The organism is Dokdonia sp. Asnod1-B02 (assembly GCF_045063955.1).
Lineage (GTDB): Bacteria > Bacteroidota > Bacteroidia > Flavobacteriales > Flavobacteriaceae > Dokdonia.
In genome coordinates this window covers 78583-92162 of sequence record NZ_JBEFNW010000002.1, presented here as the reverse complement: position 1 = coordinate 92162, position 13580 = coordinate 78583, and the positions used below count along the sequence as shown (strand labels likewise).

Annotated in this window: 12 protein-coding genes; 7 read left to right on the top strand and 5 right to left on the bottom strand. The window is 38.2% G+C overall.

From position 1 onward, the window contains the following. Positions 1-61 precede the first annotated feature (61 nt). Genes ACJJVU_RS00380 through ACJJVU_RS00360 form a run of 5 tightly spaced genes read left to right on the top strand, consistent with a single transcriptional unit; the run spans position 62 to position 4704 of the window. Positions 62-352, top strand: a complete 291-nt coding sequence (locus tag ACJJVU_RS00380) for a septum formation initiator family protein (RefSeq protein WP_317047396.1) — start codon at positions 62-64, stop codon at positions 350-352. Next, complete coding sequence (locus tag ACJJVU_RS00375) at positions 342-1700, top strand: methylmalonyl-CoA mutase subunit beta (RefSeq protein WP_405221016.1); 1359 nt, start codon at positions 342-344, stop codon at positions 1698-1700. The genes ACJJVU_RS00380 and ACJJVU_RS00375 overlap by 11 nt, the downstream gene beginning before the upstream one ends. Positions 1701-1704: 4 nt before the next feature. Continuing rightward, on the top strand, positions 1705-2295 hold the full coding sequence (locus tag ACJJVU_RS00370; RefSeq protein WP_405221013.1) for a hypothetical protein: 591 nt from the start codon (positions 1705-1707) through the stop codon (positions 2293-2295). Continuing rightward, the gene (gene scpA, locus ACJJVU_RS00365; RefSeq protein WP_405221010.1) at positions 2288-4414 is read left to right on the top strand and encodes a methylmalonyl-CoA mutase; all 2127 of its coding nucleotides are present in this window, start codon (positions 2288-2290) and stop codon (positions 4412-4414) included. The genes ACJJVU_RS00370 and scpA overlap by 8 nt, the downstream gene beginning before the upstream one ends. Further along, positions 4414-4704, top strand: coding sequence for a YciI-like protein (locus ACJJVU_RS00360; RefSeq protein WP_405221007.1), 291 nt, complete (start codon positions 4414-4416; stop codon positions 4702-4704). Before scpA ends, ACJJVU_RS00360 begins: the two co-directional genes overlap by 1 nt. 7 nt (positions 4705-4711) lie before the next feature. Here the strand turns inward: ACJJVU_RS00360 and ACJJVU_RS00355 are convergent, their stop codons facing one another. Both ACJJVU_RS00355 and ACJJVU_RS00350 read right to left on the bottom strand, forming a co-directional pair. After that, the gene (locus ACJJVU_RS00355) at positions 4712-5563 is read right to left on the bottom strand and encodes a hypothetical protein (protein ID WP_405221004.1); all 852 of its coding nucleotides are present in this window, start codon (positions 5561-5563) and stop codon (positions 4712-4714) included. A gap of 61 nt (positions 5564-5624) precedes the next feature. After that, the gene (locus tag ACJJVU_RS00350) at positions 5625-6179 is read right to left on the bottom strand and encodes an alpha-ketoglutarate decarboxylase (protein WP_298322583.1); all 555 of its coding nucleotides are present in this window, start codon (positions 6177-6179) and stop codon (positions 5625-5627) included. A 97-nt stretch (positions 6180-6276) separates the two neighbouring features. Here ACJJVU_RS00350 and ACJJVU_RS00345 point away from each other — a divergent pair, with 97 nt between their 5' ends. Together ACJJVU_RS00345 and odhB are read left to right on the top strand one after the other, a co-directional pair. Next, positions 6277-9024 (top strand): 2-oxoglutarate dehydrogenase E1 component, encoded by a 2748-nt coding sequence (locus tag ACJJVU_RS00345; protein ID WP_405221001.1) that lies wholly within the window; start codon positions 6277-6279, stop codon positions 9022-9024. 120 nt (positions 9025-9144) lie between these two features. Then, on the top strand, positions 9145-10395 hold the full coding sequence (gene odhB, locus ACJJVU_RS00340) for a 2-oxoglutarate dehydrogenase complex dihydrolipoyllysine-residue succinyltransferase (protein WP_405220998.1): 1251 nt from the start codon (positions 9145-9147) through the stop codon (positions 10393-10395). Positions 10396-10701: 306 nt separating this feature from the next. On the opposite strand, the gene ACJJVU_RS00335 is transcribed toward odhB, so the two are convergent. The 3 genes from ACJJVU_RS00335 to ACJJVU_RS00325 are packed head-to-tail and all read right to left on the bottom strand — an operon-like array spanning position 10702 to position 13493. Further along, complete coding sequence (locus tag ACJJVU_RS00335) at positions 10702-11367, bottom strand: DNA-binding response regulator (RefSeq protein WP_405220995.1); 666 nt, start codon at positions 11365-11367, stop codon at positions 10702-10704. 11 nt (positions 11368-11378) lie between these two features. Next, on the bottom strand, positions 11379-13289 hold the full coding sequence (locus ACJJVU_RS00330) for a tetratricopeptide repeat protein (protein WP_405220992.1): 1911 nt from the start codon (positions 13287-13289) through the stop codon (positions 11379-11381). A 45-nt stretch (positions 13290-13334) separates the two neighbouring features. Continuing rightward, complete coding sequence (locus ACJJVU_RS00325) at positions 13335-13493, bottom strand: hypothetical protein (RefSeq protein WP_298322567.1); 159 nt, start codon at positions 13491-13493, stop codon at positions 13335-13337. Positions 13494-13580 lie beyond the last annotated feature (87 nt).

Below are 13580 nucleotides of genomic sequence, written 5' to 3'. Positions count from 1 at the left end.
TTTTGTTATATTTACAACAATGAACATCAAGGAACTAAAACAGAAAAAATGGTTTAGAATAATGAGCAATAAATACTTGCTCATTTTTTTCATTTTTATAGTGTGGATGCTGTTTTTTGATGGAAGTTCTTACTTGTTACACAGAGAGCTCAATCAAGAATACGATAAGCTGGAAGGTAATAGGGCATACTTTAAAAAGGAAATAGCAGAGGATAATGCACAAATCTTACAACTTAAAGATAGTGCAGGTTTAGAAAGATTTGCTCGTGAAGAATACCTTATGAAAAAGGATAACGAGGAGATTTATATAATTGAATATCAAGATAGTTTATCTACAGAGAATGAAGACTAATTTATTTTCAGAATTTGACGCAGTTTCGGCAAAGGCTTTCAAGCAAAAAATACAGTTTGACCTCAAAGGGGCAGACTATAATGAGACGCTTGTCTGGCAGAGTCTAGAAGGGATACATGTAAAGCCTTTTTATCACAGTGATGAAATAAAAGAAACCGTCGCTGTTCAAGCTCCACAACAATGGTTTATAGGAGAGAAAATATTTATAGTAGATGCGGCTAAGTCGGCGCAAACGGCAAATAAAGCTATAGAGAACGGAGCAGAGGCTATCTACTTTCAGGCAGATACTTTGTTTGATCTTGAGTTGTTATTTGAAAGTTTAAAGCATAAAGGAATCCCTCTTTATTTTGAGCTCAGCTTTCTTGATGAAGATTTTTATAAACGTTTTCACGCTTTCGCGAAAGCGTATCATATCACCACAAAGCTCGATATCATTAATCATCTTGCACTTGATGGTAACTGGTATCACAATTTGCAAAAGGATCACGATATAGTGAGCAGTCTGCTACAGGGAGAAGAAAGTAAACTTACTGTAGACACCACCTTATATCAGAATGCTGGAGCCACTATGGTACAGCAACTAGCTTACGGCATAGCTCATCTTACCGAATATTTAAACCATTGTGAGAAAGAGAAGCTTAGTGTAAATCTTGTCACTTTTGAAGTTGCAGTAGGAACTAACTACTTTTTTGAAATTGCAAAGCTAAGAGCACTCAGGAAGCTTGCTGCGGTAGTGCTGTCTGCATTTAATTATACGGATGCAGCTATTAGCATAATAGCGCACCCATCAAGACGCAATAAAACGATTTACGATTATAATATAAACATGCTGCGCACCACTACGGAGTGTATGAGTGCTGTGTTAGGTGGCGCAGACTGGGTGGTAAATATGCCTTATGATGCACTATATCACAAGACTAATAATTTTGGACAACGCATTTCTCGCAATCAGCTCATCGTTCTCAAAGAAGAAAGCTATTTTGATGTAGTTCAAAACCCTGCAGATGGTTCTTATTATGTAGAAGAGCTTACCTCGCAATTGGCTGAAAAAGCGCTTACGCTTTATAAAGATATAGAAGCGCAAGGAGGATTTTTGAGACAACTTAAAGAAGGGACTATCCAGCGTAAAATAAAAGAAAGTGCTGCAAAGGAACAGGCTAAGTTTGATGAAGGAGAGTTGATTCTTTTGGGGACAAATAAACATCCTAATCCAAAAGACGTTATGAAAGGTGAGTTAGAAATTTACCCTTTTGTAAAAATTAATCCTCGTAAAACTTTATTGGAGCCTATAATTGCAAAACGCCTAGCTGAGGCATTAGAACAAGAACGTATTAAAGCAGAAAAGTAGTCTTATGAAAAAAGTGTATAACCTTATTGTTGCAATAGTTATAGCATTTGGAGTGGTATCATGTGAAAATCAAGCTTCACTTGAGTATAAACACGCAGATAAGGAACAAGTAATTAATTGTGAAAATGAAAATAATGCACTGCTCAATGAAGCACTGTACCAATTTGAGCAAGATATTATTAATGCTTATGATCCAGAATCCAAAATTCTAAATAAAGGGTATGCAAATTTTCTATACGTTGGATTTACTGGGACGGCTGAGTATGAGCGTCTAGCTACGCCTCATACATTAGCAATAAGAAAAGAACTTTTAAAAGCAGGAATTATTAAAGATGGAGGTTTTAAAAGCAATCTGTCTTATAACCATAGCGCAGTTAATTGTACCATCGATAATATAGAAGATGCCCAGCTGTCAACTACAGTAAAAGCATTAGTTGCGACTAACACAATGGATCCAAAATTGTTTAGCACTAGAATGCGTGATTTTGGACGTAAAGCAGCAAAAAGCAGATATACTGCCTTGTATGTGGCCTTGGATAGTTATTATCAACAGCTTACAATGACTGAGCTTCCTATAAAAGAAAGTAATGAGTAGAAGAAATATTCAACATATCACACTTTCTTCCCAAGAAGAAAATTCTCCTTTATTAGCAGAAGTTAAGATCACTACTACTGCAGAGAAGATTGATGTAAAGTCTCGTTATACAAAGGATGATGTACAAGGGTTGGAGCATCTTGATTTTATTGCAGGTGTCGCTCCGCACTTAAGGGGTCCGTATAGTACGATGTACGTGCGTCGTCCATGGACGATACGACAGTATGCAGGTTTCTCAACTGCCGAAGATAGTAATGCGTTTTATAGAAGAAACCTCGCTGCAGGTCAAAAAGGGCTTTCGGTAGCTTTTGATCTTGCTACGCACCGTGGTTATGATAGTGATCATGAGCGCGTAGTAGGTGATGTAGGTAAGGCTGGTGTTGCGATAGATTCTGTGGAGGATATGAAAATTCTCTTTGATCAGATACCGCTAGATAAGATGTCTGTGTCCATGACTATGAACGGTGCCGTATTGCCTATTATGGCATTTTACATTGTAGCAGCTCAAGAACAAGGAGTGGATCCAGCACTGCTTTCTGGAACGATACAAAATGACATTCTGAAGGAGTTTATGGTGCGCAACACGTACATATATCCACCTACTCCTTCAATGAGAATTATCTCAGATATATTTGAATATACGGCTGCAAACATGCCTAAATTTAATAGTATATCTATCTCAGGATACCACATGCAAGAAGCCGGCGCTACTTGTGATATAGAACTTGCTTACACACTCGCAGATGGTCTAGAATACATAAAAACCGGACTCGCTGCAGGAATGAATATTGATAGCTTTGCTCCAAGATTATCTTTTTTCTGGGCAATAGGGATGAATCACTTTATGGAAATTGCCAAAATGCGTGCAGCACGTATGCTTTGGGCAAAAATTGTAAAGCAATTTAATCCTAAAAACCCTAAGTCATTAGCACTTAGAACACACTGCCAGACAAGTGGATGGAGTCTTACCGAGCAAGATCCTTTTAATAATGTGGCTCGTACTACCATTGAAGCAGCTGCGGCTGCCTTTGGAGGCACACAGAGCTTACATACAAATGCACTGGATGAGGCTATTGCCTTACCTACAGATTTTTCTGCGCGTATTGCAAGAAACACACAGATATTCTTACAGCAAGAAACGCATATTACAAAAACAGTAGATCCTTGGGCTGGTAGTTATTATGTAGAGTCACTTACAGATGATATTGCTCACCGAGCTTGGGAGCTTATTGAAGAAGTTGAGGAGCTAGGCGGAATGACTAAAGCGATTGAAGCTGGGATTCCTAAACTGCGTATTGAAGAGGCCGCTGCTAGAAAGCAAGCACGCATAGATAGTGCGCAAGATATTATTGTAGGAGTAAATAAATACCGACCTACAGAAGATGAGCACCTAGACATTCTTGATGTAGATAATACAAAAGTAAGAGAAGGGCAGCTTAAGCGTTTAGCAGATATTAGAGCAGCTCGTAATACCGAAAATGTAAAAAAAGCCCTCGCTGCACTTACAGAAGCGGCTCGTACGGGTAATGATAATTTACTTGCACTGGCGGTTACAGCTGCACAGGAGCGAGCAACTTTAGGAGAGATTTCAGATGCGCTGGAAGATGTATATGGAAGGCACAAAGCACAAATCCAATCCTTTAGTGGTGTATATAGTAAAGAGATGAAACAAGATCCCGCTTTCGCGAAAGCGCAACAACTCGCAAATGAGTTTGCCGAACAAGATGGCCGACGCCCAAGAATTATGGTTGCCAAAATGGGCCAAGATGGTCATGACCGTGGTGCCAAAGTGGTAGCGACAGGATATGCAGATATAGGATTTGATGTAGATATTGGTCCGTTATTTCAAACGCCTAAGGAAGCAGCAAAACAAGCAGTGGAGAATGATGTGCATATTTTAGGAGTGTCATCACTTGCGGCTGGGCATAAAACATTAGTGCCTCAAGTAATCGAAGAGTTGAAGGCGTTAGGAAGGCCAGATATTATGGTAATTGTAGGTGGGGTTATTCCACAGCAAGATTATCAATTTCTATTTGATGCTGGTGCTGCAGCAGTTTTTGGGCCTGGAACAAAAATTAGCGAGGCTGCAATAGGTCTTCTAGAAATCATGATGAACTAATGAAGCATTACCTTCTTATATATCAATATGTAGAAGATTATCTCGAGAAGCGCACGCCGTATCGCCCAGATCATTTTACGCTTGCAAAAGAAGCAGTTGCTGCGGGCTATTTATTATTAGGTGGCGCCACAGAAAACCCTGCAGACCAGGGAATCTTAATTTTTAAAGTGTCTGATAAAAGTATTATAGAAGACTTTATCTCTCGAGACCCTTATGTGGAAAACGGCATCGTTTCTTCTTGGGAAATTAAAGAGTGGAATGTGGTTGTAGGCAGTTTACTAGAGGTGTGATTTTCTATTAATCATCACCCCAAGAGCTTCCGCTATTATGAGATTTGAAAAAATATTCTGGACGCGTTTCAATAAAATCTGTATCGTTAAACTCAAATAAAGAAGGATCTACCTCGCCACGCTGTATACTTTTTACTTTGTTTTCTTTGGTGTTTAGTTCATTAAAGACTTGGGTTATCTTGTCTTTCCATCCCTTTTCTGAGAGATTAGTATTATTGTCAATCCCATTATCTCCAGTGTTTTTAGAGACCTTAAAAAGTAATGGGAAGTGCACATTTTCTGGCATGTTAGGAAAAACTAATGCTATCATTTCTCGTCTTACTTTTATCTCATCGGTATCAAAATTCTCTTGACGGATACTAAGATTGCTATATAGCTTATAGTCAAGTTGGAGAGATTCAATCTCTAGTGCATTTTCTTTTGCGACAATAGCAGTATAATCGTTTAAGAAGCTATAGGTGTAATCGTAAGATGCTACAATAGGTGCGTATGGGAAGGTGTCTCTAGCTAATGCATTTTTATACCCTTCAATAGTGTATGTTGTCCATTTTGCTCCTCCATATGTGTTATATAAGATAACTTGGTCCTTATCATAATTTACGATGATACCAGCTTTATCACCTAGGAAGCCATCACCGCCTTGGTGAGTTTGCTCTCTTCGTATACTCTTTACATCTATGTGAAATGTAACTTCGGTTTTTGTGTTGCCTTCAATATTTTCAAGAACAATTTTGCCCACGAAAGGCTCATTTGTGTCACTTAGTTCTATAATTGGAGTTTTAGTTTCTGATGAGAAACCACAAGAATTGAGAACACAGAGTGCTACTAGTAATAAGAGAAAGCGAAGTTTTTGTATCATAATAAAGCTTGCATGTAATGTCAAGCAAACTTAGCAAAAACGACTTGTTATAAAAGTCTCTTTAGAAATATACTCTCACAAAAGGTTGCCATGCATCTGCATAAACAGAATCATCATTATCAAAAAGCACATTGTAACGCACTCCGATAGCGCCTAGGCTATTTCCTCCTACGTTAAGACGGTATCCCGCACCAAGAAAAAGTGCAGTATTCCAAGAGTTTGGAATATCTGGTTGTCCAGAAACCGATTGAAAAACGCGAAGCTGCTCAAACTCTCCAGAAAGCTGTAAGAAATCAAGAGGATTAGAAATCACAATAGCACTTGCTCCCACAAGTGTAGTTTTAAAATCACCAAATTTTTGATAGGTATAGTTAAGCCCTGGTCCAAAGGCAACATATTGATTGGGTTGGTATAATGCGCTAGGCGCAACCGTGATGTTTGTATTGTTTCGGCCAAAATTTAATCCTAATCCACCACCAAAACGCACCTTACTCCAGAAATCACTTTTTGGGGTAGTAGTAGTCTGTTGTGCAAAAAGGGTGTTGTTTCCTAATAACAGGAAACTAAAAACTAATATAGCGCAGGAAATTCTCTCTCTCATTGTTAATCGTATCATAATTAAGTGTTATAAATATAAGGATTATATGGACGAAAATGTTAATTATTGTATTTTTGCGTCTCTATTGTCTCAAGACGCAGAACAAAAATATCAAATGGATAGATTTTCATTTCTGAATGCCGCACATACCGCTCACTTTGCTGAGCTTTACGATCAATATTTACTAAATCCAGATAGTGTAGAAGCTAGTTGGCGCGCTTTTTTCCAGGGTTTTGACTTTGGACTAGAGAATGCTGAGCCAGTTTCTGACGATTCAGGAACAACTCCAGCTGCTATTCCAGAAGCAATACAGAAGGAGTTTCAAATTGTAAAATTGATTGATGCTTATCGTAACAGAGGTCACCTCTTTACGAAAACTAACCCTGTGCGTGAACGTCGTAAGTACGCACCTACCCTTGAAATAGAAAACTTTGGGTTGTCACAAGCTGATATGACTTTACAGTTTGAAGCTGGATCTATTTTAGGTCTAGGTAGAACTAGCTTACGCGAAATTGTTAATCACCTTGAAGCTATCTATTGTGATCACATTGGGATAGAGTATATGTATATACGTAACCCAGAAGAGATTGCGTGGATACAAAACTGGCTTAACAAAAACGATAACCACCCAGAATTCTCTGCCGAAGAGAAAAAACATATTCTTAAAAAGCTTAATCAAACAGCTTCTTTTGAAGGATTTTTACATTCTAAATATGTAGGTCAAAAACGTTTTTCTGTTGAAGGACTTGACGCTATGATTCCTGGATTAGACACGCTTATCGAGCGTGGCTCAGATAATGGAATCGAACAGTTTGTAGTGGGGATGGCTCACCGTGGTCGCCTTAACGTTCTTGCAAATATCTTCGGAAAATCGCCAGAGGCAATTTTCTCAGAATTTGACGGTAAGGAATATGCAGAAGATGAACTTTTTGATGGTGATGTAAAATATCACATGGGTTGGACGAGCTTTCGCGAAAGCAGTAAAGGAGAAAAAATCCGTATGGATCTAGCGCCTAACCCGTCTCACCTTGAGACTGTAGGAGCAGTTATAGAAGGAATGTCTCGTGCTAAGATTGATAATCAGTTAGGTGGAGACGAGAAGAAAATACTACCTATAGCAATACACGGTGATGCCGCAGTTGCTGGGCAAGGTATTGTATATGAGATTGTGCAAATGGCACAACTAGAAGGTTACCGTACTGGAGGAACTATCCATATTGTAGCGAATAACCAAGTAGGTTTTACAACAAACTATCTAGATGCAAGGTCATCTACATATAGTACAGATGTTGGTAAAGTAACATTATCACCAGTACTACACGTAAATGGAGATGATGTGGAGTCTGTATGTCATGCATTTGCATTTGCATTAGACTTTAGAATGAAATTTGGTCGTGACGTATTTGTAGATATTTTAGGATATCGTAAGTATGGGCACAATGAAGGTGATGAGCCACGTTTTACGCAGCCACTTTTATATAAGGCAATTGCAAAACACGCAAGCCCGAGAGACATCTATGCAGAGCGCCTTATTAAAGAAGGTGTTATACAAGATGGACATGTAAAACAACTAGAAAAAGAATACAAAGACGATCTAGAAGAAGACCTAGAAGAGTCCCGTAAAAAAGATAAAACAGTCATTACTGAAATTCTTGCAGATGACTGGGAAGGGTATGAGTTAGGTAGTAGAGAAGATATCCTTGCTCCTATTGATACTACTTATGATCAGAAAAAGCTTGACACCATTGCAAATGGTATTACAAAGCTTCCTGAGGATAAAAAATTTATACGTAAAATCCAGCGTATTGTAGCAGATCGTAATAAACAATATACAGAGACTAACAAGTTAGACTGGGGTATGGGTGAGTTACTTGCTTATGGTTCACTAATGGAAGAAGGTTTTAACGTGCGTATATCTGGTCAAGATGTAGAGCGTGGTACGTTCTCTCACCGTCATGCTATTATTAAGACAGAAGATGATGTTGAGGAGATTAATCTTCACAATAGTCTAGGCGTTGCTGGTAGAATGGATATTTACAACTCACTACTTTCTGAGTATGGTGTTGTAGGTTTTGATTATGGCTATGCGATGGCATCCCCAAAAACGCTTACAATCTGGGAAGCTCAGTTTGGAGATTTTTCAAACGGTGCTCAGATTATGTTAGATCAATACATAAGCGCTGCAGAGTCTAAGTGGAAGACACAGAATGGTCTTGTAATGTTATTGCCTCATGGATATGAAGGACAAGGTTCTGAGCATTCAAGTGCTCGTATGGAACGTTACCTTCAGCTATGTGCTACAGATAACTTAATCATGGCAGACGTAACGACGCCAGCAAACTTTTTTCACCTGCTTCGTCGCCAGATGAAGTGGAATTTTAGAAAGCCACTTGTTGTCTTTACACCTAAATCATTATTGAGACATCCTCTAGTAGTAAGTAGTAAAGAAGAACTTGCGACTGGAAGCTTCCAAGAAGTTTTTGATGATGTAACTGTAGATAAGAAAAAGGTTACTTCTCTTGTATTTTGTACAGGTAAGTTCTACTATGATTTATTAGAACGACGTACAGAAAATGGACGTGAAGATGTAGCATTGGTGCGTATCGAGCAATTATTCCCGTTGCCACAAAAGCAACTGGAAGAGATTATTGCTAGTTATCCTAATGTAACAGATTACGTTTGGGCACAAGAAGAGCCTAAAAATATGGGAGCTTGGGGTTATATGCTTATGAATTTTGAGCAAGTAAAACTTAGAGTAGCCTCGCGCCGCGTGTATGCCTCACCAGCAGCTGGTAGTAGTACAAGGTCAAAAGCACGTCATAAAAAAGTAATAGATAGCGTTTTTGACGCAACACTAGTCTAGTATATATTCAATTTTGAGAATATTGCTAATAAACAAACACCATAATGACAGACAAAGTGCTGTTTACATGGATATTAATGAATTAAACTCCGCTTTCGCGAAAGCGTAATTATAACAACTATGGTTTTAGAAATGAAAGTCCCTTCACCGGGAGAATCCATCACAGAAGTTGAAATCGCACAATGGCTCGTTGCAGACGGCGATTATGTAGAAAAAGATCAGGCTATTGCCGAAGTAGATAGTGATAAAGCAACTTTAGAGCTACCTGCAGAAGCAAGTGGAGTAATTACTCTCAAAGCCGAAGAAGGTGATGCTGTTGAGGTGGGCGCTGTTGTGTGTCTTATCGATACATCTGCAGAGGCTCCTGCAACCACTACTTATGAAGGTGGTGACGAAGGTGGCGGTGATGCAAATGTCGAAAAGAACCTAAAGAAGCAACAAGCAAAAACTCCAGACACTGGAGCAAAAGCTCCTGCTGAAACTCAAAAAACATATGCATCTGGATCTGCTAGCCCTGCAGCAAAGAAAGTGCTTGCAGAAAAAGATATCGACCCTAAAACGGTTACAGGTACAGGTCGTGATGGACGTATCACTAAGGATGATGCAGTAAATGCTAGACCATCTATGGGAACTCCTGGACCAGGAGCTCGTGGAGAATCTCGTACTAAATTATCAATGTTACGTCGTAAAGTAGCAGAGCGTCTTGTAGAGGCAAAGAATACTACTGCAATGCTTACTACCTTTAATGAGGTAAACATGCAAGCTATTTTTGATCTTCGTAAGGAGTACAAAGAAGACTTTAAGGCTAAGCATGGTGTAGGACTTGGATTTATGTCTTTCTTTACACTAGCTGTAGTAAGAGCATTAGAAATGTATCCTTCTGTTAACAGTATGATAGATGGTAAGGAGATGATCACTTTTGATTATAAGGACATCTCTATCGCTGTATCTGGACCTAAAGGTTTAATGGTACCTGTGATGCGCAATGTGGAGAACCTTTCTTTTAGAGGCGTAGAGAGCGAAGTAAAGAGACTTGCAATAAGAGCTCGTGATGGACAAATCACAGTAGATGAAATGACAGGAGGAACGTTTACTATCTCTAACGGAGGTGTATTTGGTTCTATGTTATCTACTCCTATAATCAATCCACCACAATCTGGAATTTTAGGAATGCACAATATTGTTGAACGCCCTGTTGTAATAGATGGTGGTATTGTTGTAGCGCCTATTATGTTTGTGGCACTATCTTATGATCACCGTATAATCGATGGTAAAGAATCAGTAGGATTCTTAGTAGCAGTAAAAGAAGCGCTAGAAGATCCTATCAATATATTAATGAATGGAGATATCAAGAAAGCATTAGAAATGTAATATTGATATTATCTTAACTTTCAAAAAAGTCTGCTCTCGAGCAGGCTTTTTTTATTTGCGCAAAAAAAAACACCTATCGGTACATCGATAAGGTGCTTTTCGGTTGGGGGACCTTAGAATAGTCGTCAGAGCATTATTAAACTGTGTATAATATGCTATAAAGTTTCTCCAAAAAAACAAATTACAAGTACTTAATAAAAACATATCCTCTTGGAAGAGAACTGTATGGTGTTATAAAGATAGGAGTGGATGGAGGTAAAATTTTACGCATTTCCTTTATTTGCGTGTTTTTATTTAAAATTTATTTTAAATAAGGCGTAAATCAGCTAGTAGTCGTATGAGATGTATGGTTGTTTTTGCCCCAAACTCCGTGCGTAACTCGCGTAGTCGCTTCTCAATACTACTCCTGCTAAAGGGTTTCATATTTTTAGATTTAAAATAATGCTGTATTTCATCTTGTGTAGCACCATCTGCAAGAAGACTCAATAGTTCAATGTCATAGTTGTTAAGTTCTACCAGGTTTTTTTGCTTAACGTTATCAGCAAGATGTTGAGAGATGTATTTCTCACCCTTTGCAACTTGTTCTATGGCCTCTTTAAGGTTTTCTAGCCCTCGTCTATCCTTGCATACATAACCATCTAGTAAGCCAGACTTCCAGAGGCTGTCAAAGCGTTGAGGATGATCTTCCATAGTGTATACGATTACTTTTATAGTAGGGTCTACATCTTTTAGTGCTTTAAAAAGATGCTCTCCAGAGATAAGACGTTCTTTTCGATAAGATTCTTTAAAGGAAAGATCTGTTATTAAAAGATCAAAAGGAGCATTGTCTTGAATTGCCATTTTAAACTCTAAAAAAGCCTCATCACAATATTCAACGTGTACGACTTCTGGTATTTTGAGCTGTTTAAGAATAGAAGAGACACCCAGTTTAATGTTATCTATATCTTCTGCCGCTAGTATTTTTTTAAACATGGTACCGTAAATTAAATGGGAATTGATAATTCTGCTCTAAAACCTTCGTCTATGGCAGAGTCAAACTCTATTTGTCCTCCTAAAGATTTTAGACGGGTTTGTGTATTTAATAAGCCGCTGCCGCGATTATCTCGTGATAGTGACACCCCTTTGCCATTGTCACTGTAATTAATTTCTAAAAGTTTATCTACACTTTTAAAAACAAGTGCTACAAGAGAAGCTTTACTGTGCTTCCTCATATTAGTCATTAATTCCTGAAGTACTCTGTATATCTCGATTTTCACTTCTGGTTTAATAACGTTCCAGTTTATAGACTCAAGACCCCTCAATATAAGTTTACGTTCTGATGAGGTATACGTTTGCAAGTTCATTGCAAGCTCAGTTGGAAAGTTCTCATCAGTCTGTATAGGTTTTGTCTCTCTAGAGAGATCCCTACTTAATTTGTAGATATCCTCAAGTCTATCTGCCACAGCCGGAGAATGTATTTCATTTTCAACCTCGTTCATTACTAAGTATATCTCGTTTGCAAGCTCATCGTGAAGTTTTTTTGCGATACGCTTTTCTGTTTCATAACGGTCTAATAGTCGCTGTTTTTTTGATCGCTCACGCTGGTAAAGTATAAAAACAACACCAATGATTAAAAGACCTCCTATACCTGCGAGAGCCCAATTTATCTTTCTAATTGCTACACCCTCTCTCAGCTGTGAAGCTGTAATTTCTTTTAAGGCCATGTTCTCTCTTTCTTCGGCCTTTTCTACATCATAGCGAAGTTTTGCAAACTCAAACTTAGCGTTATTTTGTGCTTTAGTCAGAGAGTCTGATAAGGAGGTGTATTCTTCAAAAAGCACGTTAGATTCTTTGGTCACAGGTATTAAATAGTCAAGTGCCTTTATAACAGCTTCTGTATTGTTAGCTTTGGAAGAAATATTATATGCTTGTTGCGCGTGATATGCAGTTTCTTGGGTATTTTCTAATGCCATATAAGCCTCGGCGAGGTGTATATGACTTGCATATGTTCCTGGTATGTCATCTATACCACTTCTCAACGCTAATGCTTCCTTTAATAGTGGTATAGCGTCATCGTGTCCAGCACGTGATTTTGCAAATCCATAATTATCTTTGAGACGGAATAGCGTGTTAGGCGATATACTGTCTTTATATAAAAGACCTACTTCTAGCTGCTGTATAGCCCCATCATTATCGCCAGACTTTAGGAGTGTGATGGCATAATTGTTAATAAGGGAAGCCTTGCTACTTGTGTTATTTGCAATTTGTAATGCTTTTCGATGATATCGTATAGCTTCTTGCCACAAGCCACGCTCTCTATATACCCTACCTAGAATGTCATAAAACCAAGAAATTTCTGAGGGATCTTCTAGTGCATCGCTATAGTCAAGGGCATTAACAATAGTGTATTCTGCTCCGTCTATATCACCAAGACTGGCTTGTATATAGCTAGCCTTTTTTGAAATTCTTATAACCTGCAGGCTGTCCTTTATCTCACTAAAGAGCTCTATCGCGTGCACATAGTTTGTAAAAGCGTCAGAGGTATTCTGCTTCTTTTTATAAAAGTCACCTAACAGAGAATAAGATTTAGCAATAAATCTTTTGTTTTTAAGTCTTGTGGCTTCATATAACAACTTTTTGCTTTGGGTAATAGCTTGGTCGTATTGCTTATCGTAATTATACAAGCTACACCTATAGTCTAGTTGTTTAAGATATACAGAGTCTGATACTTGTTTTGACCAGTAAGTAGCCTTTTCATTTGCGGCGAGCCTATCTTTGTAAGATTCTTTTTTTGTGCGGCTCAACTTTTTGTAATACAGTAAGCTATCCTCAGCTTTATGTTTTTGAGGTGGGAAGGCGCTGTAAGCAGTAAAACTATACAGCAAAAAAAGGGATGACAGAACAAGCTGTTTCATCCCTCTAATATACGAATAAGGAAAAAATATTAAGATAGAAATAGTCTAATTACCATCTTTATCTTCCTCTGTTTCTTCATTGTTATCATCCTCTCCCCAAGTGCTTTCTATGTGGTCACTTTCTTCTGTTACGGTATCTGGAGTACATGCTGTAAATGTAACTCCCATAAATAAAAATGCTAAGATGTAAATTGTTGCTTTCATAATTTTAATGTTTCAGGGTTATATTTTTTGTAAGAAAAATCTTAACAAACAAAGAAATATGATGCATTTTATGGATTTCCTTTATGA

Coding starts and splice junctions, on each gene's coding strand:
- ACJJVU_RS00380 (WP_317047396.1), top strand. CDS start 62: ATGAGCAATAAATACTTGCTCATTTTTTTCATTTTTATAGTGTGGATG.
- ACJJVU_RS00360 (WP_405221007.1), top strand. CDS start 4,414: ATGAAGCATTACCTTCTTATATATCAATATGTAGAAGATTATCTCGAG.
- ACJJVU_RS00375 (WP_405221016.1), top strand. CDS start 342: ATGAAGACTAATTTATTTTCAGAATTTGACGCAGTTTCGGCAAAGGCT.
- scpA (WP_405221010.1), top strand. CDS start 2,288: ATGAGTAGAAGAAATATTCAACATATCACACTTTCTTCCCAAGAAGAA.
- ACJJVU_RS00370 (WP_405221013.1), top strand. CDS start 1,705: ATGAAAAAAGTGTATAACCTTATTGTTGCAATAGTTATAGCATTTGGA.
- ACJJVU_RS00345 (WP_405221001.1), top strand. CDS start 6,277: ATGGATAGATTTTCATTTCTGAATGCCGCACATACCGCTCACTTTGCT.
- ACJJVU_RS00335 (WP_405220995.1), bottom strand. CDS start 11,367: ATGTTTAAAAAAATACTAGCGGCAGAAGATATAGATAACATTAAACTG.
- ACJJVU_RS00355 (WP_405221004.1), bottom strand. CDS start 5,563: ATGATACAAAAACTTCGCTTTCTCTTATTACTAGTAGCACTCTGTGTT.
- ACJJVU_RS00330 (WP_405220992.1), bottom strand. CDS start 13,289: ATGAAACAGCTTGTTCTGTCATCCCTTTTTTTGCTGTATAGTTTTACT.
- odhB (WP_405220998.1), top strand. CDS start 9,145: ATGGTTTTAGAAATGAAAGTCCCTTCACCGGGAGAATCCATCACAGAA.
- ACJJVU_RS00350 (WP_298322583.1), bottom strand. CDS start 6,179: ATGATACGATTAACAATGAGAGAGAGAATTTCCTGCGCTATATTAGTT.
- ACJJVU_RS00325 (WP_298322567.1), bottom strand. CDS start 13,493: ATGAAAGCAACAATTTACATCTTAGCATTTTTATTTATGGGAGTTACA.